Source organism: Ferdinandcohnia sp. SAFN-114, from assembly GCF_059415045.1.
The window spans coordinates 1-26,433 of the sequence record NZ_JBPFDQ010000045.1 but is presented as its reverse complement, the minus strand read 5'-3'; the positions used below and the strand labels follow the sequence as shown (position 1 = coordinate 26,433).

Genomic DNA, 26,433 nt, shown 5'->3' with positions numbered 1-26,433 from the left:
CTTGGGGGAGAGGATTACATGTCACAAAATGAACAGACATTTAGCTGTGCGATTCCTGTTGAATCGAATAATGACACATCAATAAAACCAGTAGAAATAAACGCCGATGGTTCTTTCAATCGTCAAACGAATCGCTTTATTACACCTTTTGGAAATCAGCTTGGTGAATTACCCGTCGAGTCTGGCCGCTACCGCTTACTTTGGTCAGTAGCATGTCCATGGGCACATCGTTCTGTGATTGTGCGTAAAATTCTTGGATTAGAAAACGCGATTAGCTTAGGGAAAGTAAGTCCAATGAGACCAAGAATTGAGCGTGTAGATTGGGAATTTTCCTTAGATGACAATGGAGTTGATCCTGTTCTTAGTGTTCAGTATGTGAGTGAGGTCTATAAGAATGCGGACCCTGATTATACAGGTAGACCGACTGTACCAGTCATGGTTGATCTTGAAACCAAACAGGCTGTGAATAATGATTATTTTAAGCTTACCAACTATTTTGAAACGGTTTGGTCTCCTTTCCACAAGGAAAATGCTCCAGATTTATTTCCAAGTGCATTGCGTGAAGAAATCGATGCATTGAACGATGTCATTTTTCATGATGTAAATAATGGCGTGTACAAATGTGGATTCGCCCATTCTCAGGAGGCTTATGAGCAAGCCTATGATCAATTATTTGCTAGATTAGATGAGTTAGAGGAGCGTTTGTCCAAGCATCGTTTCTTATTTGGGGATTTTATCACGGATTCGGATGTCCGTTTATACACCACTTTGGTTCGCTTTGATGCTGCTTATTATTCAGCTTTTCGTACAAACCGTAATTTAATTCGTGAGTTTCCTAATCTATGGGGCTATGCCCGCGATTTGTTCCAGACACCTGGTTTCGGTGAAACAACCGATTTTGATGCAATTAAGCGTCATTACCACCTGTCCATCACCATTGACCCTACAAAAGGAGAAGTCAATATTCTTCCTAAAGGACCAGACGAATCGGTATGGTTTTCCGAACATAACCGTGAAGAATTGAGCAATAAAAAAGAAAAGTTTTTAATAAAAAGGTAGGTGAAATGCCAAACATGAAAATTCGTGATGCTAAACAGGATGAATTAGATTTCATTCGAGAGCAACGAGTTGCTGCTTATCTTGAGCATTCAAAGGCAATTCCAGCTCCTCATTGGCAAGCTCTTAAGCAGGCAATTTCGTCTGAGGCTGACCGCCTTCACGGTTCTGAGCTTATTGTATGTGAGCTTAATGAAAAAATTGTTGGGAGTGTAGTCTTGTTTCCTGCTAAAACAGACGCATATGAAGGTCAGCTGGAGAAGTTGGATTATCCTGAAATTCGAATGCTAGCGGTAAATCCTGAGGCTCGCGGAAAGGGTGTAGCTTCAGCTTTGATTAATGAATGTATAAATCGTTCCAAAGCAAAAAAACACCAGCATATCGGATTACATACCGGTGAATTCATGAAACATGCGATTCAGCTATATACAAAGCACGGCTTCGAGCGATTGCCACAATATGATTTCGAGCCTGCAAATGATGGGATTATCGTCAAAGCGTTTCGATTGACCCTATAAGATAAAAAACCAATTCGCTTTTCTAAGCGTGTTGGTTTTTTTATGTTCCTTCTGTATTCGATTTAAACACCGTTGGGATTCTTCTTGAAATTTCCATTGAAATCGAACGTATATTCTCCTATTATTAAGAATACAATACGAACATATATTCTTTTTGGAGATGATGTTAAATGGTGGATTACAGCCAGTTGCCCGTTCAAAAGATTTTGTGCGTGGATATAAAAAGCTTCTATGCAAGCTGTGCTGCCGTTTTATTAGGTCTTGATCCGCTCGAATGTTATTTAGCGGTTGTTGGAGATACGGAACGCCAGGGAAGTATTGTGCTTGCGGCTTCACCAAAGCTAAAGAAGGAATTTGGGATAAAAACAGGATCAAGACTTTTTGAAATCCCTAAGGATCCACGAATTAAAATTGTAAATCCAAAAATGGCCATGTATTTACGAATTTCAACGGAAATTACGAGACTTTTTAACCGGTATGTACCTAAAAATGCAATCCATGTGTATAGCGTAGATGAAAGTTTTATCAAGGTTGATGGGACTGAAAAATTATGGGGAGACGCAACAACGATTGCGCGTAAAATCAAGCAGGAAATCGAGGCCGAATATGGGCTTGCTTGTGCCATTGGTATTGGCCCCAACATGCTGATGTCGAAGCTCTGCCTAGATTTAGAGGCGAAGAAGAAGGGGATTGCAGAATGGACCTATGATGATATCCCAGAAAAGCTATGGACAGTCTCGCCGCTAAGAGAAATGTGGGGGATTGGGAGTAGAGTTGAGCGAACTTTGAATGGGATGGGGATTACGACGGTTGGGCAGCTTGCCCATTATCCGCTTGAACTACTTGAGAAAAAATTCGGAGTCATGGGAAATCAGCTCTATTACCATGCTTGGGGTGTGGATTTATCAGAAATTGGTGCACCAATTATACAGGGACAGATCAGTTTTGGGAAAAGCCAAATTCTCATGCGTGATTATCCAGATCCGGAAGAAGTCAAACATGTCATTCTTGAAATGTGCGAAGAGGTAGCGAGGCGTGCTCGAAGACATAAAAAAGCAGGAAGAACGATTAGCCTCGGTATTCATTATAGCCGTGATGAGTTTGGCGGAGGATTTTATCGTTCCAAAACCATTGATACTCCGACAAATATCACAATGGAGATGTACCGCGTATGTCTTGAGTTATTTGAGAAATTTTATGCACAGAAGACAGTCCGTAAAATTTCAATTGCACTTTCTAATATTGAAGATGACACACAAATGCAATTGGATTTGTTTTATCTCAACCGAGTTAAGCAGCATAAGCTTGGCTATGTGATGGATGGTATTCGTGGGAAATACGGTTCCGATGCAATCCTGCGTGCAGTATCCTACACAAATGCCGGAACATCAAGACACCGCAGTAAGCTTGTCGGTGGACATAAGGCGGAATAGAAACCAAAAGCGCAAGCACCGGAAAGAGGAACATCGACTAAAAACCGTCATGTCCTGTGGCAAACGTTGATGTCAGCACATCCTCGAAAATACTGAGTATTTTCTTCGTGCGATGATTATGCTACCGAAGCCTTCCTTGTCCTGTGCAAGTCCGACAAGCGCTCCGAACCCCGACGAGGAGGCTCAAAAATAAGCAAAGCTTATTTTTTGCGAGGGTTATGCTCACGTAGCATTCCTTAGGTTGCTGCCGCAGGAGGGCTTGAAGCGACCTCGAGGGGCTAGGTGCTGGAGCTAGACGTAAGAAAGAAGGTGATTAGCAATGATACGGGATCGTGGATCTATAAAATGGACAGCAATGATGCTGCCGGAGCATGTAAAAATACTTAGAGATTGGACGGAAGAAGACACGTATGAGCAAAAGCCAGAACTTGATGAACAGCAAATTGAAGAGATGAATGGCATTCTTTGTGAGGCAATGGAGGAGGGGAGAGAACTAGTGATTACGCATTATGAAGCGAAACACCACAAACTCCTTCTCGGTACTATCCATCATTATGATGCTCTACAAAATAAACTGCATGTCGTCGATAAATTTGGGGAAGTTCACTATATCCCAGCAAACATGTTAGTCGATTTGCGTTTTTCCGGTTAATTTTATAGGCTCTTTTCTATAAGATTGTTGCTTTTTGATATAAAATTGTAAACTTAGTTGATTGGAGCGTAAGGTGGCGACTCCAGCGGGAAAAGCGTGAGACTTGAGACCCCGCAGGAGCAGCAGCGACGAGGAGGCTCAAGCTACGCCCGCGGAAAGCGTCCACCTGAAGCGGAAGTCAACGTTATAAAAAACAACAAAGTTTGCGAAAACAGCCATTTTATAAAAAAGGCGTGATTTAAAAATCACGCTTTCTTCAGCAAAAGATAAATAAAATAAGGTGCTCCTATAAGAGCAGTCATCATTCCAGCAGCAATACCTTCTGGTTTCACAATATAGCGCACGATTGTATCAGCAAATAATAAAGCCACCCACCAATTTTGCAGCAGGGGAGTATGACGGTAAAGTAAACTTGATTGCTGGTCCATTTCAAGATACAACAAACGCTGTAAACAAAGCAAAAAAATTATTGAACCAAACGCGAATGAAGCAGCAATGGTTTCATCCCATAATGAAATGTTTAATCATAGGAATCGGGAACTAATAAGTAAATCATATGTTCTTCACTAGATTGAAGGAATTTATTGAGAAGGAGTAGAAGAATAATAGGATACAAGAATGGAGGGTGAGACAGGGGTATGTTTGAATACAAAATTGACGAGGAATTATCTTTAAAATTGACAGAGTTAAGTGATGCTGAGCGAATTTTTGAATTAACAGATCAGTCCAGAGCCTACCTACGAGAATGGCTGCCATGGCTTGAGATGACAACGAAGGTAGAGGACACAAAAGCATATATCGAATCATGTAGGAAAAGCTATGCAGAAAATAAAGGACTACATACCGTTATCGTTTATAAAAATGAAATCGTTGGGGTAGCAAGCTTCAACGAAATCGACTGGACCAATAAAATAGCCGCTATCGGCTACTGGCTTGGTCAGCAATACCAAGGAAATGGAATAATGACAAGGGTAGCAAAAGCATTGACAGGTTACGCACTGGACCACTTAAAACTAAATCGAGTTGAGATCCGTGCAGCGGTTGAAAATCATAAAAGTAGGTCGATTCCGGAAAGACTAGGCTTTGTGAATGAAGGCAAAATAAGACAAAGTGAGTGGCTTTATGACCACTATGTAGACCATGTTGTATATGGCATGATTGCAAAAGACTGGAATTCAGAAAAATAGATAGGAGCCTCTGAGGCTCCTTTTACATATCCTTCCCCATATGAAAAAATCGGTACGTCATTATAAGTCCAATGAAGAACAAACAAATAGCAAAATAAGCAGGAAGCAGATGGATAAAGGTTGTATATCCAATCGCAAAATGTATCCAAATCCCCGCGAAAAAGGCAGGAAGTCCACCAATGAGTAAGGTCCACCAAACCCATTTATTCCCTTGCTGAAATCCCCAAAGGGAAATCGTTAGGACTAACAATCCAACACTGAGGAGTGCACTCCCAAACCCCGCACGATCATGAGCAATTACTGATATCAATTTATCATTAAACAAATCAAGCATCTCGGGGGGCATACAAAGATATAAAATGTCAGTTGCTACAAACACCTGAGTTATTCCAATAATAGAGATCACGATACCGCCTAACACGAATGAAAAACCAAGAATGACAAAGGCAAATTGTCCTATTATACCATGTTTCCAAACGCGGTGATTACGGGTGTTAAGCGATGTTGGGGTCCCTTTAAGGGATCTTGTTTTCATAAAACCTATTAGATAAATGGGAAGTAAAATAAGCCAAAATATCAAATGTAACCAATCAAAATAGCCATATCCGATAAAAAGGAAAATGCCTAAAAACCCCAGAATGGCTGCTAAATCGATGGCCTGCTTCGCCCAAAGAATTTGGTTGCGTATTCCAAAACGTGCCAATGCCATATAGACGATACCACCAGAAACCATCGTCCCAGCGAGTGTCATCCGGTCATGTGCCATAAAATAAAGAATCCGATCATTAAACAAGAGGATCTCTTCCCTTGGCATCCCAAGAAACAGCTCGTCATAAGGGAGAATAATGGTTGTCAAACTGAAAATAACAGCGATTATTCCACCAATAAGAATAGACAATCCAAATAGCCAATACCAAATCCATGCTGGGTGAACGGGAGGCTTAGGCTGAAGATTGTGTGTAAGAGCTTCATTAATTCGCTTTGTCAGGCCAGGTCCAGAGAAGACATAGCCTTCTGAAAGCAGAACTAGATCTGCACCAGCTTCGAAGAGTGCAAGTGCATCGGCAGGTTCATCGATGCCGCCAACTGTAATGACAGGTAAGGAGAAACCAAGTTGCCTTAAAAAATAAATTGAATCTAGTAATTCACTTCTATATTTTTCATACGGTATTTTCGGTGATTCATCTACTACTATTCCAGAAAAATAGGTCTGAACATGATTGAAATCCAAGTCTCTCATTTTATCAGCTGGTACAGACAGATAAACAGGGCGATCTGTTGAAAAAATAAGTTCCGGTGAAGAAGTGACAAACGCAGCAACATAGGGCTCTAATCTCATTATTAAATAGTGTAGTTCTTCACCCGTTCCATCCAATCTTGCTAAAACGGGTTGTATTGGTTTCCACTTTTTTAGCTTTTGAACTGTTTTTTCAATTCCGATAGATTCATAATTAAATGGAAAATCAATTTGTTCTTTTTGCCAATCGACGATTGGTAGAGTAGGATCCGTTGTGGGCTCTTTCGTTACTGGACCAATTTCAATCAAGCCAAATCCAAGATTTGAAAAAGCTCTAGAACCAGTTAATAGCGGGTCGAGTTTTCCAGAAAGGCCAATCGGATTTGGATAGCTCACACCTTGTATATCTTTTTTTACTAGTTCAGAAGATTCCTCTCTGCCAAGAAAATGAATGAACCGATGTCCTCCTGGAATGGAGGCAACCAGATTCATACCTCTGTGGATAAATTCACGAGATTGATAGGGAGAAATTCGAGTTAAAATAGGTTTAAATAGTGTATGATACGACCAATCAGGCATGTTTCGTCCTCCATGATAGGCTTTTACCCGTATTGTATCATAATTAGAATAGTTAAAAACGAAAAAACCGAATGCATAGTGCACTCGGTCTAATAAGGATTATTCTTTTGGTGCGCGTACGACAGATTCGAAATTCCCCTTATGCGAACCGTCACAAAAAGGTTTATTTTTAGACAAACCGCATCTGCATAATGAGAAGGTTTGTTTTGTTGGGAACTTATTTCCTTCCTTATCCACTAAATCAACGTCACCTGTGATCCTTAATGAACCATTATCATTTACCTTAATCGTAACCTTTGACATCTCTTGAATACCTCCTTAATCTAATTGTATTACTATTGATAGTAGTTCAACATTTACCAAAACTCAAATTGTTGGTGAAGTGTCGAGTTATTGTAATGATATGTAGTTGGAAACAAGATATGTTAGAATAGTCATAAATTGAAAGAAAGAGGAGAACGAAATGAATATAACATTTTCAGAACGTGCCATTGAAAAACTAAACTCCCAAATAAATAATAAAGATAAAAGGTTAAAATTAAAATATGAAACAGAAGGCTGTGGCTGTGTGATGAGCGGAGTTACCGCATTATGGCTAGTAGACACTGGGGACGAAGATGATCTAGTTCTTGAAACAAATTATCAACCATTATTCGTCGAAAAATCTAAAATGGTATTCTTAGATGAGAATATGACTATTGATTTTATTGAAGCAGCAAATTGTTTTATGTTAAAAAGTCCAAATGAGATTCTGAATCCGCGTTTACGGTTAGTAGAAATGAGTGGTGTACATGAGTTCCAAGCTTAAAACGATACGAAATATTGCAGAAGAAAAAACATGGGTCTCTTTTTTACATGATAATCACCCGTATAGTCTCTTGCACTGGTCGATTGCAGGAGTGAATCATGATCAAAAGGATGTTTGGCTGCTTCAGGATGAAGTAACCTTTGAGGTTCAGGAATTTGATACGATTGAACTCGCCTTAACCTGGATTGGTGAGAACTTGAAAGAAATAACAGATATATTAGGTTAGGGGACTGAAAACATCAGTCCCTTACATAGTTGGCAAAAAAATCATCAATTACTTTTTCATAGGCCTCTTTGTTATCAGCAAAAGAGTATGCATGCTTTCCTCTTTCGGCAATTAACATTTGCTTGGGTCCTTCTTTCATTTTATAAAGCTCCATTGTCATTTCGGGTAAAATATAATCATCTTTAGCACTGTGGATAAATAATACCGGATTTTTAATATTTTGTATTACGGACACGGGGGAAACATCTTTGATGCTATATCCATCCCGTAGCTTTAAAAATATATTGGCAAAGGGAAGAACAAGTGGAGCTGGAATTTTATAATCAACTTTTAAAAGATACTTCAATTGTGCTTCAAAGTCGGAAAACGGGCAGTCCACAATATAGAAATCTGCTCCATCCTCAATCATCCCAGCGTAAAGGAGAGTTGTCACAGCCCCCATAGATTCCCCGTGAATACCAATGGTACTATTTTCCCCATATTTTTTTTTAACCCAAGTAACTACCGATTCTAGATCGAATTTTTCATAGTGACCATAGCTCGTTGTTTTTCCACCAGTTTCTCCATGGCGTCGATGATCGTATAAAAGGACATTCCAATCACGTTCCAAGAAAAGCTTCATGTATTTTATTGAATTTAATTTGTTTTGAGTTACACCGTGAGAGATAATAATAAATCTGTTTTTTTCCGTTCCTTTAACAAACCAGCCTTTAATCGGGTATCCGAATTTTGATTGGATGGTAATGTCCTCCTTTTGAATAGACTGGATTTCATCCAAAGTTAAACGGCCTTCCCTCGTCTCACGCTCAAGAATTTCGTCATCAGTTTTCTTCTTCATAAACATCACAATGTTTGTAAAAATCATTCCAATTGTGGCCATGTAGCCGATGAGAATACCGAGTAATATAACTATTTTTTTCATTCTTTTCATGAAAAAACGCTCCTTCAAAAAATCCGATTAAAATGTAAGCTCTCTTTATTATATACTTTTTCTAATGATTCTCCATAATTTTCCTAAGTCTTAAGTCTTACATCAAGATAAATCTCCGGATCATTATGCCATTTTCCTTATGACGATATGATTAATTTATACAAAAATACTAAATTTTACCTATTAGGAAAGAGGAGATGGACTTTGAAGCTATTGAAATTTATTGTACAAAGGAAAATTCTGATTTCATTAATGATTTTTCTAGTAACTGTAGTTGGCAGCTATTCACTATTAAAAGTAGACAAAGAGCTAATGCCTCCCGTAAAGCTAGATGGAGCCTTTGTTGAAATTTACGCAGGTGAAATGGCGGCAATTGAAGTGGAAAGAACCATAACAAACCCCATTGAACAAAAGATCTTAGCAATAGAAGGAGTGGAGGGTGTCCAGTCAACAACAAATATCGGTAGGACTACTCTAAATCTAAGCTTTGAAGCAGGGCGTGGCGAAGAAATCTATAAAGAGGTAGAATCAGCCATTGCATCTGCTAGGTCAGAGTATCCCAGAATTACCGATGTTACATCGGGTCAGTATGGCGGGAGTCAAAGCTATGAATTTTTTATGGATGTTTCGGGTGGAAACATGGAAGAAATGTCTGCATTTGCAAAAGACATTTTAGCGCCTAGATTAGAAGCCTTGCCTGAGGTGAGAGACGTTTTACTTACTGGGATAGAAGAGCAAGAGGTTGCAATTAAAATGGACCGTGGAAAATTACATGAGCATCATCTTGATGTAAACCAGATAATCACGGCAGTTCAACAGTCTAACAGTGAAGCAACTTTAGGAGAATTACAAAATGACAAGGATTCACCTTCCCTAAGATGGAGTTCTAAGGTGGAAAATATTAAGGATATTGAAAATATTTCGATTCCAATCCAAAATGGTTTTATTCAGCTAAAGGATGTTGCAAACATAACAATTCAATCACTCGAAAATAATTCGTATGTATGGAAAAACGGTTCTCAAGATTTCCTTCTTGTACAAATCGGACGCGTTTCCAATGTCACACAAATCGAGATGGCCAAAGCAATACGTGCGGAAGTAAAGAAAATTCAAAACGAAAATCTTGTTAAGGATTTTGAATTAAATGAAGTTGTGGCCCAAGCGGATTATGTCAGTGATTCAATAGATGGAGTGAAGGATAATATTTTAATTGGTGGAATCATTGCCATTGTCATTTTATTACTTTTCCTACGTAATATTAGGGCAACCTTTATTATCGGTTTAACGATCCCTTCTTCTGTGCTTTTAACCTTTACAGCGATGTGGCTGTTTGATTATAGCTTTAATATGCTTACACTACTTGGACTTGGACTAGGAATAGGGATGATGGTGGATTCCTCTATTGTAATCCTAGAAGCTATTTATAAGAAGAAGGAACTTGGCTTGGGTAGGTTCGAAGCGGTTATTGAGGGGACTAGGGAGGTAGCCTCGGCGGTAATTGCATCTATGCTGACAACCATCGTGGTTTTCCTGCCAATTGGTTTAATCGGTGGGGAGATGGGGGAGTTTGTCATTATGCTGTCAGCTGTAGTGGCAATAACCTTAATAAGTTCTGTAGTGATATCATTTACATTGATTCCGTCTCTATCTGAAACATTTTTAAAGCTTAGAAGACCAACAAAATTGAAAAAAGACTCAATTATGATGAGGGGCTATCGTAACGTTGTGTCTTGGGTGATTAGAAAGAAAAGAAATAGCTTTGCAGTAATCACACTGTTTCTCTTGATGCTAATCGGTTCCCTATTTCTTGTAACGAAAATACCGATGACAATTATGCCTGATATGTTGAACCGTTATTCAGAGCTTGCTGTAGACTTGGAACCAGGTTTATCTTTGGAAGAAAAACAAAGTGTAGTTAGTGAAATAAATCAAAGACTGCAGAAAGTGGAAGACGTAGAAACGAATTATGTAATGGATAATGGATCCATGCTATACACCATTATTAATATGACAAAGGGAAACCAAATAAAGGTTGAGCAAAAGGAAGTAAATGAAAATATTCTTGAGGCGTTACGAGATATGCAGGAAGATCATCCAATTTTGGGAGTTCAAAGTGCGATGGCAGGCGGTGGAGGGTTTCCTGTTCAAATAAATATTAAAGGTGATAGTTTTGAGCAACTTCAAACAATTTCAAACAAATTCATTGATGAGCTTCAGAAAGTAGATGGGGTTTCGGCAATTACAAATTCAATTGAAAGAACCTCTGAAGAGCAAATGATAGTGGTAAAAGAAAAAGAAATTGAGAAGGCAGGCTTATTTCCTTCACAAATTAAACAATTTATTGAAGAATCCTTTATTCAAATACCGGTCGGCACGTTGCAAAACCAGGATGAAACAATGCCTTTAACTCTTAGCTGGGAAAAAACACCTGCTACAAAAGCGGATTTACTGGATATGAAAATGTCTATTAATGGGGGGGAAGAACCACTTTCTTCATATATAAAGCTTACAAGTGTTCAAACACCAAATGAGATTATTCATTCAGATGGGGAAAGACTTGTTACGATTTCAGCAGATATTAAGAACCGTGATCTCGGGGCTGTGAATCGGGATATTCAAAAAATAATTGAAAGTTTTGAAACACCTACTGGGTATACGCTTACCGCTGGTGGTGATTTAGAGCAACAGCAAGAATTAATGACGGATATGATTTTTGTATTTGCGATTTCCATCTTTCTCATTTATTTGGTGATGGCCGTTCAATTTAACCACTTTGGGCACCCATTGCTTGTCATGTCCGTTATTCCGATTACAATCATTGGTGTGATTTTAGGATTGTTTATAACAAAAATGGAATTAAACCTTATCTCAGGAATGGGGATTATTATGCTAATTGGTATTGTTTTGAATAATGCCATATTGCTCATCGATAGAACAAATCAACTGCGAAAGGAAGGCAATACGATTCAAGAAGCTCTTATAGGAGCTGGCAATGATCGGATTCGACCGATTTTTATGACAACCTTGACAACAGTTGGTGGTATGCTTCCACTTGCCCTTGAATCCGGAGCCTCTGGGAATTATCAGGCTCCAATGGCAACCGTCATAATCTCAGGACTTTCATTTGCAACTCTAATTACATTGTTTTTAATTCCTGCTGTTTACCGATTGTTTTCATTTTCAAAGTCAACGGAATCTCGTAAAGAAAGAAGTGAAGTACGATCGAAAGCTAAGGTAAAGGCAGAAATAGTACCTAAAATCTAAAAAAAACCCTGGTCAGTGCATTTAAACTAGACCAGGGGATTTTGCTATTGCTCTGAATTTTGGCGGTTTCTGGGGTGAATGGCTTTTTCCATTTCCTCAGCAGCCATTGTATTGTTTGTCGTATCAGCATTCGGTTTACCTTTTTGAGAACGACCTTTTTCTCGTTTTGCCAATCATAAACACTCCATTCCTGAAATTTCATCAATAGGTTGTGGAGTTTTCAAACAAATTATTCCTGGTTAGCAGACTGTAACCTGTAATACTTGCTTTCGATAGGACGGGTCAGATAGGGTTTAATGACATCAACAGCCTCTACAAGTTTTGAAAGTTCAAGGCCTGTTTGTATCCCCATCTCTTCAAGCATATACACAACATCTTCAGTGGCAACATTGCCAGTCGCCCCGGGTGCAAACGGGCACCCACCTAATCCACCAGCTGATGTGTCAAAACGATTAACTCCTGCTTGGAGAGCAGCTATCACATTTGCAAGTGCCATCCCGCGCGTATCATGGAAGTGAGCAGTCATTAGTATATTTGATAGCTCTTTTTTTAGCTTTGAAAAAAGAGAAAAAACATCTTTTGGAGTTGCTTTTCCTATCGTGTCGGCAACACTTAATTCATCAACACCATATTGGACAAATGTAGAGCATAGCTTTAAAACAGCTTCTTCATCCACTTTTCCTTCATATGGACAATAAAAGGCGGTCGAGATACAGGCACGAACAAAATAACCTTTTGATTTTAATTCCTTAATAACAGGTTTTAGTTCCTCCATACTCTCAGTTGTTGTTTTATTAATATTTTTCTTATTAAAGCTTTCACTAACACCAACAAAAACAGCAACGGCTTTACACTTTGTATCGTAAAGTCTTTCAATACCTTTGCGATTTGGCGCGAGAACAATATTTCGAGTACTGTCTAAGCATGATGTAATAATTTCTTTTGCGTCCTTCATTTGTGGCACCCATTTTGGTGAGACAAATGAGGTAAGCTCCATTTCTTGTAGGCCTGCAAGTTTTAGTTTGTGAATAAAATCAATTTTTACTTCAGTTGGTATTAAGCTTTTTTCGTTTTGCAATCCATCTCTTGGTCCTACTTCAATAATCGTGACTTGCTCAGGTAATTGCATATACAACCCTCCAGCAAAACTTATTCTTACTCTTATTCTATTAGAGGCATTTCGTGGAAAGCAAGAATTATAGGAAATTAGACAAAATAAGAGGTATTTCGAAAAAAATCAAGAAATATATATGGTAATGAATACATAAAACGTAATAGTAAAGGGAGATGTTGATATGAATAATGAAGTTGTAATTGTAAGCGCTGTCAGAACGGCGATTGGTAGTTTTGGAGGGAGTTTGCAATCTGTTTCAGCCCCAGATCTGGGTGCTGTCGTGATTAAAGGAGCATTGGAAAAGGCAGGTGTTGATTTAAAGCTTGTAGATGAAGTCATTATGGGGAATGTTCTGCAAGCTGGAGTAGGACAAAATCCAGCAAGGCAGGCTGCGATAAAAGCAGGGTTACTACAGGAAACACCGGCAATGACAATTAACAAGGTATGTGGTTCTGGATTAAAAGCTGTGCACTTAGCGACACAGGCAATCATAGCGGGTGATGCGGATGTGATAGTGGCTGGCGGGATGGAGAATATGAGTCAGGCTCCTTATCTTTTAAAGGGAGCACGAAATGGCTTTAAAATGGGCGACCAAAAAATGATTGATAGCATGATTTCCGATGGGTTATGGTGCGCGTTTAATGATTATCATATGGGAATTACGGCAGAAAATTTATGTGATAAATATGAGATTACAAGAGAAGAACAGGATCGTTTCTCAGCAAGGAGCCAGGAAAGAGCAGTAGCGGCAATTGAGTCAGGGAAATTTAAAGAAGAGATTGTGCCTGTAGAAATTCCACAACGTAAAAAAGATAGCATTGTCTTTGATACAGATGAATACCCTAAAGCAGGTACTACTGTTGAAAAATTAGGGAATTTACGTCCCGCATTTAAAAAGGACGGTACTGTAACCGCTGGGAATGCATCAGGAATAAATGACGGAGCAGCCGCATTCGTTATCATGAGTAAGAAGAAAGCGATGGAACTCGGTATTAAAGGATTAGTCACCATTAAAGCAAACGGAAATGTCGGTGTTGACCCAAGTATAATGGGGATTGGACCAGTTGCTGCAGTGAAAAAAGTGATGGAAAAGTCTGGATTAAGCGTTAGTGATATGAATTTAATTGAGGCAAATGAAGCGTTTGCTGCCCAGTCAATTGCCGTTGACCGCGAACTTCATTTTAACCATGATATTTTAAATGTAAATGGGGGAGCAATTGCCCTTGGACATCCAATCGGTGCTAGTGGTGCGAGAATTCTCGTCACTCTTATTCATGAACTAAAGCGCCGTAATGAGCGCTATGGATTAGCGACCCTATGTATTGGCGGCGGTCAAGGTGTTGCAACAATTGTTGAAAATATTGAATAGTGGGGTGTACTAATGAAACCAATATATTCCTCGTTTCAGGAAGCTGTAGAGCAAATCAAGGACGGTTCCACGATAATGGTTGGTGGATTTGGCTTATGTGGGATTCCAGAAAATTTAATTTTAGCATTGGCCAAGTCTGAGGTTAAGGACTTAACCGTAATTTCAAATAACTGCGGTGTTGATGATTGGGGTCTTGGACTGCTTTTACAAAACAAACAGATTTCAAAAATGATAGGTTCATATGTTGGTGAAAACAAAGAATTCGAACGACAGGCATTATCAGGCGAACTTGCGGTTGAACTTGTCCCACAGGGAACACTGGCTGAAAAGATACGAGCTGGTGGGGCGGGGATTCCTGCATTTTATACACCTGCAGGAGTAGGAACACCTATTGCTGAGGGAAAAGAAACCCGAATATTTAATGGAAAAGAATATGTATTAGAAGAATCATTCATAGCAGACTTCAGCCTGGTCCGTGCCGAAAAGGCAGATAAAATGGGGAATTTGATCTATAACAAAACAGCTCGAAATTTTAACCCAATGATGGCCGCTGCCGGTAAGGTTACAATCGCTGAGGTCGAAGAGCTCTATGAGATAGGGGAACTTGACCCGAATAGGATTCACACACCAAGTATCTATGTCCAAGGGCTCATTGTTGGTGAACAAAAGAAGCGAATTGAACGATTAACATTATCTAAATAAGGGGGAGTAGGCTTTGACAAATACTCGAGAAAAGATTGCGAAGAGGGCTGAAAAAGAAATTGAAGATGGCTTTTATGTAAATCTTGGAATCGGCATGCCAACCCTTGTTGCAAACTATATTTCTTCAAATAAACAGGTTGTACTCCAATCAGAGAATGGGTTACTTGGGATTGGTCCATATCCAACAGAAAAAAATGTTGACCCTGATTTAATCAATGCCGGAAAAGAAACCGTCACCGCTATTCCTGGTGCAGCTTATTTTGACAGTGCAGAATCATTTGCGATGATTCGCGGGGGGCATATTAATATTGCTATTCTTGGCGGAATGGAGGTTTCAGAGACAGGGGACCTAGCAAACTGGATGATCCCAGGCAAAATGATTAAGGGAATGGGCGGAGCAATGGATCTCGTACACGGGGCTCAGAAAATCATTGTGATAATGGATCATGTAAATAAAAAAGGAGACGCGAAAATCCTCAAAGAATGTACACTTCCTTTAACCGGTAAAGGAGTTGTAAATCGGATTATTACAGATCGTGCCGTACTCGATGTAACAGAAAATGGGTTAAAATTAGTAGAGGTGGCTAAAGGTTTTTCGGTTGAAGATATAAAGGCTTCTACAGAGCCCGATCTTCTAGTTAGTGATAGCGTTATCCTAAACGCGTATTAGTATAGAAATATTGGCGAGTAGCCACCGAGCGGTAATTCACCTTTTTATGATATAATAGCTGTGAAATGGTTGACGGATGGAGGGAATAATATGGCTAAAAAGAAACAAAAGCCATCTGTTAAAAAGCAAAAAGATGAAAAGCTAAGTCTTGGAGATTTACTAAATGAGGATATTGTTTCGAAACTAAAAAATACTCAACAGCAGTTAAAGGAAGAAGAGCAAAAGAAACAAGAAGAGGCGATTGAAAGACAAAGAGAAGAACGTAGACAACGAGAAAAGAATAAATCATTTGAGGAACTATTGGAAGAAAGTAGCCTTAAATGGTCAGATTTTAAATAATAATACCCCCACAGGAACTGTGGGGGTATACATTTATCTATGTTGATCGTAAATTGATGCTTTTGTAAGGTCTCTAATTTTCTGAACCTGTTCAGCTGTAAGAGGTGTCGAATTTGCAGCTGCTACATTATTTTTGATTTGTTCAAGGGAGCTCGCACCTGCAACAACTGAAGCAACAGTTTCGTCAAACAAACAATATTGCAATGCAACTTGGGTTAAAGAACGATCAACTGCTAAGTCGGACTTTAAACTCGAAATTACAGTTTCAAGCTCTTCAAAAGCATAATCAAGATATCCATTTTGTTTCATACTTTGACTAGCATTTTCTAATGGACGATTGGTGAGTATCCCTTTAGCAACTGGACCACGTGCTACTACACTAATTTGATGATCATTTAGATAAGGAAGTATCTGCTCTTCTGGGCGACGGTCTAGAATACTATATTGCATCATTACACTTACAATGGATGATTTTGTAACAAATTCTCGTATTACATTCGGACGAATTGAGGAGATTCCATAATAACGTATGACACCTTCTTGTTTTAATTCTTCGAATGCTTCAATGGTCTCATCGATAGGATCTTCCAGTGTTCCTCCATGGAGCTGGTAGAGATCAATATAATCAGTTTGCAAGCGTCGCAAGCTATCCTTAACAGCAGATTTTATGTATTTTTTTGAAGGGTCCCAGGACCATCCCTTTTTCCCCTCCTCAAATCGATTTCCCACTTTAGTGGCTAGTATAATCTCTTGTCTTTTCTGCTTTATGGCTTTTCCAACAAATTCCTCATTAAGCCCTTGATCATATAAATCAGCTGTATCTAAATAGTTGATTCCCATATCTAATGCGGATTCAATCAGTTGTAGCGCTTTTTTTTCCTCTGTTCCAACAGACATACAGCCTAGCCCGATTTTACTCACATATAAATCGGAAGTGCCAATTCTTCTTTTTTCCATACTGTCCCCTCCAAGATTTAGTTTCCTTCTATCATCTAGTCATATCTTATCCTTTTCATTTCAGAACTACAAATGATATGAAGGGGACGTATCGTGGGCTTATTTTTTCTCTTTATTTCCTTTTCCTTGATTAATCCATTCTTGAACAGTTCGGTAGGAACGGCTATATTCCTTAAGTTTTGCACGAATTTCCCAAGACTTTCCTACTAAAGCTACACGATTTTCACCAATCACAATTTTCATAGCAACCCCCTATGAACTTTTAAAATAAGAAAAGAACTATGCTAAAATGTATGAAGTAGTATGATTTAGTAGAACAAGGAGCTGGCGAAATGGATCACTTAGTAGAAAAGACAATAAAGAGGGAAGTGCTTTTTGAAGGAAAGATTATTGATTTACATATAGAAGAGGTAGAGTTGCCTAATGGACATACGAGTAAAAGAGAGCTTATTAAACATCCAGGAGCCGTTGCAATTCTTGCAATAACGGATGAAAAGAAAATTGTGATGGTACAACAGTATCGAAAAGCACTTGATAAGGTGATTGTTGAGATTCCTGCTGGAAAACTTGAAAAAGGCGAAGCACCTGAAATTACTGCTAGAAGAGAATTAGAAGAAGAAACGGGTTATGATTGTGAAACATTGACACCTTTAATTTCATTTTATACATCACCGGGTTTTGCAGATGAATTGGTTCATCTTTTTATTGCGAAAGACTTAAAGAAAATTGAAAATCCAGCAAGCTTGGATGAAGATGAATTTGTCGACGTCCTTGAGGTATCATTGGAAGAAGCCCTTGAGCTTTTAAGTGAAAAGAAAATCTATGATGCTAAAACAGCTTATGCAGTGCAGTACCTACAATTACAACAAGCATTAGGAGAATAAGCTAAAGATGAACAATTATTATGTAGATCTCCATATCCATATTGGGAGAACGAATTCGGGTAGACCCGTAAAAATTACGGGTGCTAAATCACTTACAATTGGAAATATCCTTCATGAATCCACCGAAATCAAAGGAATGGATATGATAGGTGTAATTGATTGCCATGTTCCAGAAGTCATTGGGGAGCTCGAAACATTAATCGAAAGTGGAGAAGTGTATCCCTATGAGGAAGGCGGACTGCGCTTTAAGAATGTTACCCTCATTTTGGGAAGTGAGCTTGAAATCTATGATGAGAATTGTAAAGGACCTATCCATGTTCTCGCTTTTATGCCAACGATTGAAAAAATGAAAGAATTTTCGGTTTGGCTATCTGAACGAATGAAAAACATAACCTTAAGCTCGCAAAGAATATATGTAGGAGCTAGAGAACTGCAAAGTAAGGTTAAGGAGTTAACTGGAATTTTTATTCCTGCACATGTATTCACACCCTATAAAAGTATGTATGGTCGAGGAGTGAAACAATCGTTAACTGAAGTATTTGATGAGAATTTAATTGATGGAATCGAACTCGGATTGAGCTCGAATACAGATATGGCTGACCAAATAAAAGAATTGCATCAATTCACTTTTGTTTCTAATTCAGATGCTCATTCGTTACCGAAGATTGCTAGAGAATATCAGATTATGAAAATGAAGGAGCCTACTTTTGAAGAACTAAGGCTTGTGCTCCATCAACAAGATGGAAGGGAAGTTGTTGCGAATTATGGGTTAGATCCTTTATTAGGGAAATACCATAAAACAACATGTGATAAATGTTTAACCATAATTGAGGATGTAACAGCTGAGGTGTGTCCTAGCTGCGGTCATCAAGGGTTTGTCAAAGGGGTGTTTGATAGGCTTCGGGAGTTAAAAAACACGGATAAATCAAATCCAAATCGACCTCCATATGTACACCAGGTACCGCTCGAATTTATTCCGGGGTTAGGACCGAAAACCTTACAAAAACTTAGAGATTATTTTAAAACAGAGATGGCCATCCTTCATGAGGTTCCCGAAGAAGAACTTAGACGTGTCGTCAAAGCCCAGATCGTCGATATTATCATTCAAGCTAGAGAAGGAAAACTTCGTCTAAAATCAGGCGGAGGCGGAAAATATGGAAAAGTTGACTCCTAAAAGGGAGTCTATCGGTTATTTTGTAGAAACGTTGTTACTGCATAGTATTTAATACAGTCACAAAATGGTTATGTAATTAGCACCCTTATTAGCAACTTGACGATAGCTGTTGTCGTCGTGCGAATAAGGGTATTTTGTATTCTCAAGGAACGTAATAGTCGTCTGTTTTACATTTTTATGGATATTACGAATGACTTCATACTGCGAATCTATAGAAAAGCATACGCATTCCATTTTTACGAATGCATTTATCGCCATTCTAATTAAAATCAATACGCAAATGGATAGTTTTTACATTCTTTGTCTCTTTTGAAATCACTATTCCCGTTTTTTGGATTTTGCGAATGGCTTCATACTGTCAATTTATCTAAAAGCATACGCATTCCCTTTTTACGAATGCTTTTATCACTTTTCTATTTAAAAACGATACACAAGTGGATAAATTTTACATATTCAATCTCTTTTGAACTCACTATTCCCGTTTTTTGGATTTTGCGAATGGCTTCATACTGTCAATCTATCTAAAAGCATACGCATTCCCTTTTTACGAATGCATTTATCGCATTTTTACTTAAAAACAATACACAAGTGGATAATCTTTCACATATTTAATCACTTTTGAAATCACTATTCCCTTTTTATGGATATTGAGAATGACTTCATGCTGCCAATTAATATAAAAGCATACGCAATCCTTTTTTACGTATGATTTTCTCGCTTATTTACTTAAAAAACGATACAATAGTGGAAAATTTTAACATTTTGTTCTTTTTAAATCATTCTACCTTTCTTGAACTTGAAGACACTTTATTCTAGCAATCTATACTAAGCAAACACATTCCTTTTTACGTGCTGATTTTTTAATTATAAATTTTCGATTTACTAGAAATACTTTTGGCAAGTTGTCATAGAAGTCTATTTTTCCTCATAGAATCTAGTAGAAGATTGATAGGAGGAACGATAGATGAGAAAGCAACAGCCCTATAAAAAAATTGTAGCTAGCCATTTTCGGGAACATTCATCCATATATTTATTTATTTCTGTACTATTCCTAATGGGTGTCATATTTGGAGCAATTGTTGTAAATAGTTTAAATTTCAGTCAAAAAGAAGATCTCTTTTTCTACTTAAGCCGCTTTTTTGGAGAAGTATCTGAAGGAACTTATGCCAATTCAGGCGATATGTTCAAACAAAGCTTCCTTCATAATCTGAAATATGTGGGACTTATGTGGATACTGGGAATCTCCATCATCGGTCTACCAATTATTCTTATTCTCTTATTCTTAAAAGGGGTAGTCGTTGGTTTTACAGTTGGCTTTCTCGTCAATCAAATGGACTGGAGCGGATTTCTCTTATCATTTGTTGCCGTACTACCACAAAACTTATTAATCATCCCAACATTTATTATCGTAGGAACAATTGCCGTTTCATTCTCATTAAAAATGATTCGCCAGCAATTTATGAAACGAATGAACGAGCCTGTATTACAATTACTTACACGATATTCAATCCTAATGGTCGCCGTTAGTTTTGTCATTCTAATTGCATCGGCTGTTGAGGCATTTGCTTCACCAGTACTAATGAAAGAGGTAATAGATGTAATAAATAAGTAAGAATGAATATTAAATGAAAATAATTATTCTTTGTTATTTATAATTATTTTATTTGGACAGTGCCCCTTCTTCTGGTATAATAATGAAGTAACGGCGAGGGAGGGGCAGTTTTACATGGAAAATCGGATTGATCGAATAAAGAAACAGTTGCATTCGTCTAGCTATAAGCTTACACCACAGCGTGAGGCGACCGTTCGGGTACTGCTTGAACATGAAGAAGATCATTTAAGTGCCGAAGACGTTTACCTCCTTGTAAAAGAAAAGTCGCCAGAAATCGGCTTAGCAACTGTATATCGGACACTTGAATTACTTACAGAATTAAAAATCGTTGATAAAATAAATTTCGGAGATGGTGTATCTAGATACGACCTTCGCCAAGAAGGAGCAGCACATTTCCATCATCACCTCGTATGTATCGAATGTGGTGCTGTTGACGAAATTCAAGAGGATTTACTTGAGAACGTTGAAGAAATTGTTGAAAAGAACTGGAACTTTATCATTAAGGACCATCGATTAACTTTCCATGGAATTTGTCATCGTTGTCATGATAAAGAGACTAAAGAAGAAACTGATAATCTCGAATAAAGCACCCTTTTCCTTTAGAGGAGAGGGGTTTTTTTATTTTCATAATTTACTAGGATGTTAAAGAAATTAGAAAAAATGGGATAAGCACGTATAAAACCATGTAAAATTGGCATATCTTCTAATAGACAAATGTATTAACTTATTCAGCCGGATTTTATATTTGCCTGAAAAAAGTTAAGGCCTTCGGTGGATGCTTCGGATTTTCAAAGAAAGTTTATTGAGTAACTCGAAATCTGGGCGCAAATATGCCAAGGCGTATTTGATTGGAGGATTACTAGATGAGACAATGGTTTCGTGTTGTATATGATACGTTAAAGGTTTTTGTATTGTTTACTGGATGCACAATTCTTTTTTATTATGGTATTATATGGATTAATGAGGAATATCAAAATTATCACAAATATGATGAGCCAGAAGGTTCCTCAGTGAAGGCAACCTCAATGATTGAAGAAAAAGAGGAAGGCCTATTAGACAGATTACTGTTTTTTTACCGAAATGGGGAGTAGAGACCAGTGGAAGATCAACTAAAGGATTATTTGCATTATTTAGTTGTCGAAAGAAGACTTGCAACAAATACAGTAAAGTCCTATGAACGAGATTTAAAAAAGTACTATCAGTATGTAACCAAGGTTGAAAATATTACTGCCTTTAATGATGTAAATCGTCTTCATGTTATTCATTTTTTGAAGCATTTAAAAGAACAAGGGAATTCTTCAAGAACGTTGGCTAGAAATATTGCGTCGATACGGTCATTTCATAAATTTTTATTTCGTGATAAAATAACTGACCATGATCCTACTGAACAGATTGAAACGCCGCAAGCAGAACGCAAATTACCAAAGGTATTAAATATTTCTGAAGTAGAGGCATTGTTAGATGCACCTAAATTGGACAACCCACTTGGTATTCGTGATAAGGCAATGCTTGAGCTCTTATATGCGACAGGTCTTCGTGTTAGTGAACTCATAAACTTAAATCTAGCCGATATCCATTTATCAATGGGTTTCATCAGATGTCTTGGAAAAGGGAATAAGGAGCGAATTGTCCCGCTTGGAAGTGTTGCAACAAAGGCATTACAAGCTTATTTAGATAATGGTCGTGCTCAACTAGTGAAACGGAAAAAAACGGACGCTTTTTTTGTGAATCATCATGGTAATCGCTTGACAAGACAAGGATTCTGGAAAAATTTAAAGAAAATTACTAAAGAAGCTCAAATTGAAAAAGAACTTACACCACATACCCTTCGTCACTCATTTGCGACGCATCTTTTGGAAAATGGTGCAGACCTACGAGCTGTGCAAGAGATGCTCGGACATGCAGATATTTCAACCACGCAAATATATACTCATGTTACAAAAACGCGGCTTAAGGATGTTTATAAAACATATCATCCTCGTGCATAGTAGATTGCTAGACAAATTGTCTAGCTTTTTTTGTTACGGATTGTTGCGGCAAGAGAGTACCAGGAGCGTAAATCACTCTATATTTAAAAACAATAATTTTTATAGAATAGGGACATTTGTTAAAATAATGTTATCAATTTGACTATTACACTCATAATCTACTTGAAAATACATACTCTCACACGTATACTTTGAGATGTCAGACTTCTGACATGTGTGCATGTATGAAATAATGAGTAACTTGAAGCTAGAAGGGAAAAATACAACATAGAATATATTTGGGAGGGATTTACATGTCTAATTATACATATAAGCGAATATTTCTAATTGTCATGGATTCTGTTGGAATTGGAGAAGCGCCGGATGCAAAAAAATTTGGTGATGAAGGTTCAGATACATTTGGACATATTGCGGAAAAAATGAATGGTTTACATATGCCTAACATGGCAAAGCTTGGCCTAAGTAATATTAGAGAAATTAAGGGAATACCTGTACAAGACGAGCCACTTGCATATTATACAAAAATGCAAGAAGCATCAAATGGAAAAGATACAATGACAGGACATTGGGAAATCATGGGTTTACATATCGAAACACCATTTAAGGTCTTCCCTGAGGGGTTTCCAAAAGAGCTATTAGATGAAATTGAAAAACGTACAGGGCGCGGAATTTTAGGGAATAAACCAGCATCGGGTACCGAAATTCTTGATGAACTCGGTGAAGAGCATATGAAGACTGGGAAATTAATTATCTATACTTCTGCAGATTCAGTTTTACAAATTGCAGCACATGAGGAGATAGTACCGATAGATGAACTTTATAAAATTTGTGAAATTGCACGTGAATTAACACTAGATGAAAAATATATGGTAGGACGCATCATCGCTCGTCCATTTGTTGGGGAACCTGGTCAATTCACGAGAACATCAAACCGTCATGATTATGCCTTAAAGCCGTTTGAACGAACTGTAATGAATGAATTAAGTGATAGTGGGTTTGATGTGATTGCAATCGGAAAAATATCAGATATTTATGATGGTGAAGGAGTCACTCAATCACTACGAACAAAGTCAAATATGGATGGAATGGATAAATTAGTTGAAACACTTGATATGAATTTTACAGGCCTGAGCTTTGTCAATTTGGTTGATTTTGATGCATTGTTTGGACATCGTAGGGATCCTATAGGCTATGGAAAAGCCTTGGAGGAGTATGATGCCCGTTTACCGGAAGTATTTGAAAAACTTACTGATGACGATTTATTAATTATCACAGCAGACCATGGAAACGATCCGGTTCATACTGGAACAGATCATACACGAGAATATGTGCCTTTACTGGTCTACAACAAAAAAATGGATGGTGGAAAGGAATTACCATTACGTTCAACGTTTGCGGATGTTGGTGCAACAGTAGCGGATAATTTTAATGTAACACCACCTAAACATGGAAAAAGCTTTCTACAAGAAATTAATGGAGGAAAATAAGAATGGATATGAACGTTATTGATAAATCTGTACAATTTTTAAAAGAGAAAAGCCCTAATACACCTGAAATTGGGTTGATACTAGGCTCAGGACTTGGTGTTTTGGCGGATGAAATTGAAAATCCAATTAAAGTGGCATATGACCAAATTCCAGAGTTTCCAGTGTCTACTGTTGAGGGGCATGCCGGTCAACTCGTATTTGGTACATTACAAGGAAAATCAGTTGTAGCCATGCAGGGACGATTTCATTTTTACGAAGGTTATAGTCTAGATAAAGTCACATTTCCTGTTCGCGTTATGAAAGAGTTAGGTGTCACAACTCTAGTTGTTACAAATGCCGCAGGAGGAGTGAATGAATCGTTTCAACCAGGCGACTTAATGATTATTTCGGATCATTTGAATTTTGGTCAAAATCCATTAATTGGGCCAAATGATACAAGGTTTGGAGCAAGATTTCCAGATATGTCTGAAGCATATACAAAGGAACTCAGGACAATTGCAAAAGAAGTGGCAAATGAATTGAATATATCAATCAAAGAAGGCGTTTATGTTGGTATGACTGGTCCATCTTATGAAACGCCTGCAGAAATTAAAATGCTTCGCACACTTGGAGGCGATGCCGTTGGGATGTCAACAGTTCCTGAGGTAATTGTTGCACGTCATGCCAATTTAAAAGTACTAGGAATTTCCTGTATTTCAAATATGGCAGCAGGCATTTTAGATCAACCGCTAACCCATGATGAAGTAATTGAAACAACAGAAAAAGTAAAAACTGACTTTTTATCACTAGTAAAACAGATTGTAAAAAAAATCTAGATCAGCTAATAAAAATAGAGAATAGAAAAAGGTGAAAACAATGAGAATGGTAGATCTAATCGAAAAAAAACGTGATGGTAAGGAATTGACATCAGAAGAAATATCATTTGTTGTTTCCGGATATACAAATGGTGAAATCCCTGATTATCAAATGAGTGCTTTTACGATGGCTGTTTTTTTTAAGGAAATGACAAAGCAGGAACAAGCAGATTTTACCATGGCAATGGTTCAGTCTGGTGATACAATTGACCTCTCAGGAATTGAAGGGATCAAAGTTGACAAGCATAGCACGGGTGGTGTAGGTGATACGACCACATTGGTGCTTGCGCCACTCGTTGCGTCAGTAGGGGTTCCAGTTGCAAAAATGTCAGGAAGAGGTTTAGGACATACTGGTGGAACGATAGATAAATTAGAATCAGTTTCAGGCTTTCATGTAGAAATTAATAATGAAGAATTTATTCGTCTTGTCAACCAAAATAAGGTAGCTGTCATCGGTCAAAGTGGGAATTTAACACCTGCAGATAAAAAGTTATATGCGCTAAGGGATGTTACAGCTACTGTAAACAGCATTCCATTGATTGCAAGCTCAATTATGAGTAAGAAAATTGCAGCTGGAGCAGATGCAATTGTTTTAGATGTAAAAACAGGTGCAGGTGCATTTATGAAGGATTTGGACGATGCAAAGGAATTAGCAAAAACAATGGTTGATATCGGGAATAATGTAGGCCGCAATACGATGGCAATTATTTCAGATATGAGCCAACCGCTTGGGTTTGCAATTGGTAATGCACTTGAGGTTAAAGAGGCGATCGACACGCTAAAAGGGGAAGGTCCTGATGATTTACAAGAGCTTTGCCTCGTTTTAGGAAGCCAGATGGTGGTACTAGCAAAAAAAGCGAACACTCTTGAAGAAGCTAGAAACTTGCTTGAGGAATCCATTAAAAATGGGAAAGCACTAGAATCCTTTAAAACTTTTTTATCTTCACAAGGTGGAGATCCATCTGTCGTAGATTCACCGGATAAACTTCCAAAAGCAAAATACCAATTTGAATTTGAAGCTGAATCAGAAGGATATGTTTCAGAGATTATTGCTGATTCTATCGGAACAGCGGCGATGCTTTTAGGTGCTGGAAGAGCAACGAAGGAATCATCTATCGATTTAGCTGTTGGGCTTGTACTTCGAAAGAAAATTGGCGACAAAGTATCAAAAGGCGAAAGCTTAGTAACCATTCATAGTAATTTTGAAAATATTGATGAGATTAAAAAGAAACTTTCAGAGAGTATCTTGATCTCACAAAATCCAGTAACAGCACCAACATTAATCATTGATAAAATTTCATAAATTTACATTGATGAGGCTGGGACATTAACTAGCTTCGAATAATGAAAAAGGTGAGTTTGAGCACGCTCAAACTCACCTTTTTCTATTTT

28 protein-coding genes and 1 pseudogene are annotated in these 26,433 nt (G+C 38.0%); 21 read left to right on the top strand and 8 right to left on the bottom strand.

Annotated features, from left to right (window positions below):
* Window positions 1-18 precede the first annotated feature (18 nt).
* The 4 genes from ACR65M_RS15260 (at window position 19) to ACR65M_RS15245 (ending at window position 3,659) form a co-directional block, all read left to right on the top strand.
* Complete coding sequence (locus ACR65M_RS15260) at window positions 19-1,059, top strand: glutathione S-transferase family protein (RefSeq protein WP_440273724.1); 1,041 nt, start codon at window positions 19-21, stop codon at window positions 1,057-1,059.
* Between the two features lie 14 nt (window positions 1,060-1,073).
* Window positions 1,074-1,574 carry a GNAT family N-acetyltransferase gene (locus ACR65M_RS15255; protein WP_341330956.1) on the top strand — a complete coding sequence of 167 codons (501 nt, stop codon included), beginning with the start codon at window positions 1,074-1,076 and terminating at the stop codon, window positions 1,572-1,574.
* A gap of 170 nt (window positions 1,575-1,744) precedes the next feature.
* Complete coding sequence (locus ACR65M_RS15250) at window positions 1,745-3,007, top strand: Y-family DNA polymerase (RefSeq protein WP_440273723.1); 1,263 nt, start codon at window positions 1,745-1,747, stop codon at window positions 3,005-3,007.
* A 319-nt stretch (window positions 3,008-3,326) separates the two neighbouring features.
* On the top strand, window positions 3,327-3,659 hold the full coding sequence (locus ACR65M_RS15245) for a YolD-like family protein (protein WP_121447967.1): 333 nt from the start codon (window positions 3,327-3,329) through the stop codon (window positions 3,657-3,659).
* Between the two features lie 245 nt (window positions 3,660-3,904).
* Here ACR65M_RS15245 and ACR65M_RS15240 read toward each other — a convergent pair.
* Window positions 3,905-4,041, bottom strand: a pseudogene (locus tag ACR65M_RS15240) (iron chelate uptake ABC transporter family permease subunit); the annotation flags it as partial.
* A gap of 256 nt (window positions 4,042-4,297) precedes the next feature.
* Between ACR65M_RS15240 and ACR65M_RS15235 the strand changes: the two are divergent.
* Window positions 4,298-4,846, top strand: a complete 549-nt coding sequence (locus tag ACR65M_RS15235) for a GNAT family N-acetyltransferase (RefSeq protein ID WP_341330958.1) — start codon at window positions 4,298-4,300, stop codon at window positions 4,844-4,846.
* Window positions 4,847-4,868: 22 nt separating this feature from the next.
* Here the strand turns inward: ACR65M_RS15235 and ACR65M_RS15230 are convergent, their stop codons facing one another.
* Together ACR65M_RS15230 and ACR65M_RS15225 are read right to left on the bottom strand one after the other, a co-directional pair.
* Window positions 4,869-6,662, bottom strand: a complete 1,794-nt coding sequence (locus ACR65M_RS15230) for a dihydroorotate dehydrogenase (RefSeq protein WP_440273722.1) — start codon at window positions 6,660-6,662, stop codon at window positions 4,869-4,871.
* Window positions 6,663-6,761: 99 nt separating this feature from the next.
* Complete coding sequence (locus ACR65M_RS15225; RefSeq protein WP_099360616.1) at window positions 6,762-6,965, bottom strand: CDGSH iron-sulfur domain-containing protein; 204 nt, start codon at window positions 6,963-6,965, stop codon at window positions 6,762-6,764.
* A 160-nt stretch (window positions 6,966-7,125) separates the two neighbouring features.
* Between ACR65M_RS15225 and ACR65M_RS15220 the strand changes: the two genes are divergently transcribed.
* Window positions 7,126-7,470: an iron-sulfur cluster biosynthesis family protein gene (locus tag ACR65M_RS15220; protein ID WP_341330960.1), complete on the top strand. Its 345-nt coding sequence runs from the start codon at window positions 7,126-7,128 to the stop codon at window positions 7,468-7,470.
* Window positions 7,454-7,696, top strand: coding sequence for a DUF2552 family protein (locus tag ACR65M_RS15215; RefSeq protein WP_341330961.1), 243 nt, complete (start codon window positions 7,454-7,456; stop codon window positions 7,694-7,696). Before ACR65M_RS15220 ends, ACR65M_RS15215 begins: the two co-directional genes overlap by 17 nt.
* A gap of 13 nt (window positions 7,697-7,709) precedes the next feature.
* Here ACR65M_RS15215 and ACR65M_RS15210 read toward each other — a convergent pair whose 3' ends face one another.
* A complete protein-coding gene (locus ACR65M_RS15210) occupies window positions 7,710-8,618 on the bottom strand; it encodes an alpha/beta hydrolase (RefSeq protein WP_440273735.1) in 909 nt (302 codons plus the stop codon).
* 213 nt (window positions 8,619-8,831) lie between these two features.
* Here ACR65M_RS15210 and ACR65M_RS15205 point away from each other — a divergent pair, with 213 nt between their 5' ends.
* Entirely contained in the window at window positions 8,832-11,891 is a 3,060-nt protein-coding gene (locus tag ACR65M_RS15205; protein WP_440273721.1) for an efflux RND transporter permease subunit, read from the top strand.
* A 44-nt stretch (window positions 11,892-11,935) separates the two neighbouring features.
* Here ACR65M_RS15205 and ACR65M_RS15200 read toward each other — a convergent pair whose 3' ends face one another.
* On the bottom strand, window positions 11,936-12,064 hold the full coding sequence (locus ACR65M_RS15200; RefSeq protein ID WP_440273720.1) for a hypothetical protein: 129 nt from the start codon (window positions 12,062-12,064) through the stop codon (window positions 11,936-11,938).
* A 56-nt stretch (window positions 12,065-12,120) separates the two neighbouring features.
* Window positions 12,121-13,020 (bottom strand): hydroxymethylglutaryl-CoA lyase, encoded by a 900-nt coding sequence (locus ACR65M_RS15195; RefSeq protein WP_341330964.1) that lies wholly within the window; start codon window positions 13,018-13,020, stop codon window positions 12,121-12,123.
* Window positions 13,021-13,186: 166 nt separating this feature from the next.
* Here ACR65M_RS15195 and ACR65M_RS15190 point away from each other — a divergent pair, with 166 nt between their 5' ends.
* From ACR65M_RS15190 to ACR65M_RS15175, 4 genes are all read left to right on the top strand, one after another.
* The gene (locus tag ACR65M_RS15190) at window positions 13,187-14,374 is read left to right on the top strand and encodes an acetyl-CoA C-acetyltransferase (protein WP_440273719.1); all 1,188 of its coding nucleotides are present in this window, start codon (window positions 13,187-13,189) and stop codon (window positions 14,372-14,374) included.
* 12 nt (window positions 14,375-14,386) lie between these two features.
* On the top strand, window positions 14,387-15,076 hold the full coding sequence (locus ACR65M_RS15185) for a CoA transferase subunit A (protein WP_440273718.1): 690 nt from the start codon (window positions 14,387-14,389) through the stop codon (window positions 15,074-15,076).
* Window positions 15,077-15,089: 13 nt separating this feature from the next.
* On the top strand, window positions 15,090-15,746 hold the full coding sequence (locus tag ACR65M_RS15180) for a CoA transferase subunit B (RefSeq protein WP_440273717.1): 657 nt from the start codon (window positions 15,090-15,092) through the stop codon (window positions 15,744-15,746).
* Window positions 15,747-15,836: 90 nt separating this feature from the next.
* The gene (locus ACR65M_RS15175; RefSeq protein ID WP_440273716.1) at window positions 15,837-16,085 is read left to right on the top strand and encodes a YqkE family protein; all 249 of its coding nucleotides are present in this window, start codon (window positions 15,837-15,839) and stop codon (window positions 16,083-16,085) included.
* A 33-nt stretch (window positions 16,086-16,118) separates the two neighbouring features.
* Here ACR65M_RS15175 and ACR65M_RS15170 read toward each other — a convergent pair whose 3' ends face one another.
* Complete coding sequence (locus ACR65M_RS15170) at window positions 16,119-17,042, bottom strand: aldo/keto reductase (RefSeq protein ID WP_440273715.1); 924 nt, start codon at window positions 17,040-17,042, stop codon at window positions 16,119-16,121.
* Between the two features lie 99 nt (window positions 17,043-17,141).
* Complete coding sequence (gene mciZ, locus ACR65M_RS15165) at window positions 17,142-17,285, bottom strand: Z-ring formation inhibitor MciZ (RefSeq protein WP_440273714.1); 144 nt, start codon at window positions 17,283-17,285, stop codon at window positions 17,142-17,144.
* An 89-nt stretch (window positions 17,286-17,374) separates the two neighbouring features.
* On the opposite strand from mciZ, the gene ACR65M_RS15160 reads away from it, so the two are divergent.
* From ACR65M_RS15160 to ACR65M_RS15120, 9 genes are all read left to right on the top strand, one after another.
* Entirely contained in the window at window positions 17,375-17,926 is a 552-nt protein-coding gene (locus ACR65M_RS15160; RefSeq protein ID WP_341330971.1) for an NUDIX hydrolase, read from the top strand.
* A gap of 7 nt (window positions 17,927-17,933) precedes the next feature.
* A complete protein-coding gene (locus ACR65M_RS15155) occupies window positions 17,934-19,100 on the top strand; it encodes an endonuclease Q family protein (RefSeq protein ID WP_440273713.1) in 1,167 nt (388 codons plus the stop codon).
* Between the two features lie 964 nt (window positions 19,101-20,064).
* Window positions 20,065-20,712, top strand: a complete 648-nt coding sequence (gene spoIIM / locus ACR65M_RS15150) for a stage II sporulation protein M (protein ID WP_341330973.1) — start codon at window positions 20,065-20,067, stop codon at window positions 20,710-20,712.
* A 114-nt stretch (window positions 20,713-20,826) separates the two neighbouring features.
* Complete coding sequence (gene fur, locus ACR65M_RS15145) at window positions 20,827-21,297, top strand: ferric iron uptake transcriptional regulator (RefSeq protein ID WP_099360602.1); 471 nt, start codon at window positions 20,827-20,829, stop codon at window positions 21,295-21,297.
* Between the two features lie 278 nt (window positions 21,298-21,575).
* Entirely contained in the window at window positions 21,576-21,803 is a 228-nt protein-coding gene (locus ACR65M_RS15140) for a YqzK family protein (protein ID WP_309101073.1), read from the top strand.
* Between the two features lie 6 nt (window positions 21,804-21,809).
* A complete protein-coding gene (gene xerD / locus ACR65M_RS15135; protein ID WP_341330974.1) occupies window positions 21,810-22,700 on the top strand; it encodes a site-specific tyrosine recombinase XerD in 891 nt (296 codons plus the stop codon).
* Between the two features lie 293 nt (window positions 22,701-22,993).
* Window positions 22,994-24,187 (top strand): phosphopentomutase, encoded by a 1,194-nt coding sequence (deoB, locus tag ACR65M_RS15130; protein WP_341330975.1) that lies wholly within the window; start codon window positions 22,994-22,996, stop codon window positions 24,185-24,187.
* A gap of 2 nt (window positions 24,188-24,189) precedes the next feature.
* A complete protein-coding gene (locus ACR65M_RS15125) occupies window positions 24,190-25,002 on the top strand; it encodes a purine-nucleoside phosphorylase (RefSeq protein ID WP_440273712.1) in 813 nt (270 codons plus the stop codon).
* 40 nt (window positions 25,003-25,042) lie between these two features.
* Complete coding sequence (locus tag ACR65M_RS15120) at window positions 25,043-26,344, top strand: pyrimidine-nucleoside phosphorylase (RefSeq protein ID WP_341330977.1); 1,302 nt, start codon at window positions 25,043-25,045, stop codon at window positions 26,342-26,344.
* Window positions 26,345-26,433: the final 89 nt, after the last annotated feature.

Coding starts and splice junctions, on each gene's coding strand:
- ACR65M_RS15215 (WP_341330961.1), top strand. CDS start 7,454: ATGAGTTCCAAGCTTAAAACGATACGAAATATTGCAGAAGAAAAAACA.
- ACR65M_RS15225 (WP_099360616.1), bottom strand. CDS start 6,965: ATGTCAAAGGTTACGATTAAGGTAAATGATAATGGTTCATTAAGGATC.
- ACR65M_RS15190 (WP_440273719.1), top strand. CDS start 13,187: ATGAATAATGAAGTTGTAATTGTAAGCGCTGTCAGAACGGCGATTGGT.
- mciZ (WP_440273714.1), bottom strand. CDS start 17,285: ATGAAAATTGTGATTGGTGAAAATCGTGTAGCTTTAGTAGGAAAGTCT.
- spoIIM (WP_341330973.1), top strand. CDS start 20,065: ATGAGAAAGCAACAGCCCTATAAAAAAATTGTAGCTAGCCATTTTCGG.
- ACR65M_RS15170 (WP_440273715.1), bottom strand. CDS start 17,042: ATGGAAAAAAGAAGAATTGGCACTTCCGATTTATATGTGAGTAAAATC.
- ACR65M_RS15195 (WP_341330964.1), bottom strand. CDS start 13,020: ATGCAATTACCTGAGCAAGTCACGATTATTGAAGTAGGACCAAGAGAT.
- ACR65M_RS15160 (WP_341330971.1), top strand. CDS start 17,375: ATGGATCACTTAGTAGAAAAGACAATAAAGAGGGAAGTGCTTTTTGAA.
- ACR65M_RS15125 (WP_440273712.1), top strand. CDS start 24,190: ATGGATATGAACGTTATTGATAAATCTGTACAATTTTTAAAAGAGAAA.
- ACR65M_RS15245 (WP_121447967.1), top strand. CDS start 3,327: ATGATACGGGATCGTGGATCTATAAAATGGACAGCAATGATGCTGCCG.
- ACR65M_RS15230 (WP_440273722.1), bottom strand. CDS start 6,662: ATGCCTGATTGGTCGTATCATACACTATTTAAACCTATTTTAACTCGA.
- ACR65M_RS15255 (WP_341330956.1), top strand. CDS start 1,074: ATGAAAATTCGTGATGCTAAACAGGATGAATTAGATTTCATTCGAGAG.
- ACR65M_RS15260 (WP_440273724.1), top strand. CDS start 19: ATGTCACAAAATGAACAGACATTTAGCTGTGCGATTCCTGTTGAATCG.
- ACR65M_RS15185 (WP_440273718.1), top strand. CDS start 14,387: ATGAAACCAATATATTCCTCGTTTCAGGAAGCTGTAGAGCAAATCAAG.
- ACR65M_RS15250 (WP_440273723.1), top strand. CDS start 1,745: ATGGTGGATTACAGCCAGTTGCCCGTTCAAAAGATTTTGTGCGTGGAT.
- ACR65M_RS15140 (WP_309101073.1), top strand. CDS start 21,576: ATGAGACAATGGTTTCGTGTTGTATATGATACGTTAAAGGTTTTTGTA.
- ACR65M_RS15235 (WP_341330958.1), top strand. CDS start 4,298: ATGTTTGAATACAAAATTGACGAGGAATTATCTTTAAAATTGACAGAG.
- ACR65M_RS15175 (WP_440273716.1), top strand. CDS start 15,837: ATGGCTAAAAAGAAACAAAAGCCATCTGTTAAAAAGCAAAAAGATGAA.
- deoB (WP_341330975.1), top strand. CDS start 22,994: ATGTCTAATTATACATATAAGCGAATATTTCTAATTGTCATGGATTCT.
- fur (WP_099360602.1), top strand. CDS start 20,827: ATGGAAAATCGGATTGATCGAATAAAGAAACAGTTGCATTCGTCTAGC.
- ACR65M_RS15120 (WP_341330977.1), top strand. CDS start 25,043: ATGAGAATGGTAGATCTAATCGAAAAAAAACGTGATGGTAAGGAATTG.
- ACR65M_RS15220 (WP_341330960.1), top strand. CDS start 7,126: ATGAATATAACATTTTCAGAACGTGCCATTGAAAAACTAAACTCCCAA.
- ACR65M_RS15210 (WP_440273735.1), bottom strand. CDS start 8,618: ATGAAAAAAATAGTTATATTACTCGGTATTCTCATCGGCTACATGGCC.
- ACR65M_RS15155 (WP_440273713.1), top strand. CDS start 17,934: ATGAACAATTATTATGTAGATCTCCATATCCATATTGGGAGAACGAAT.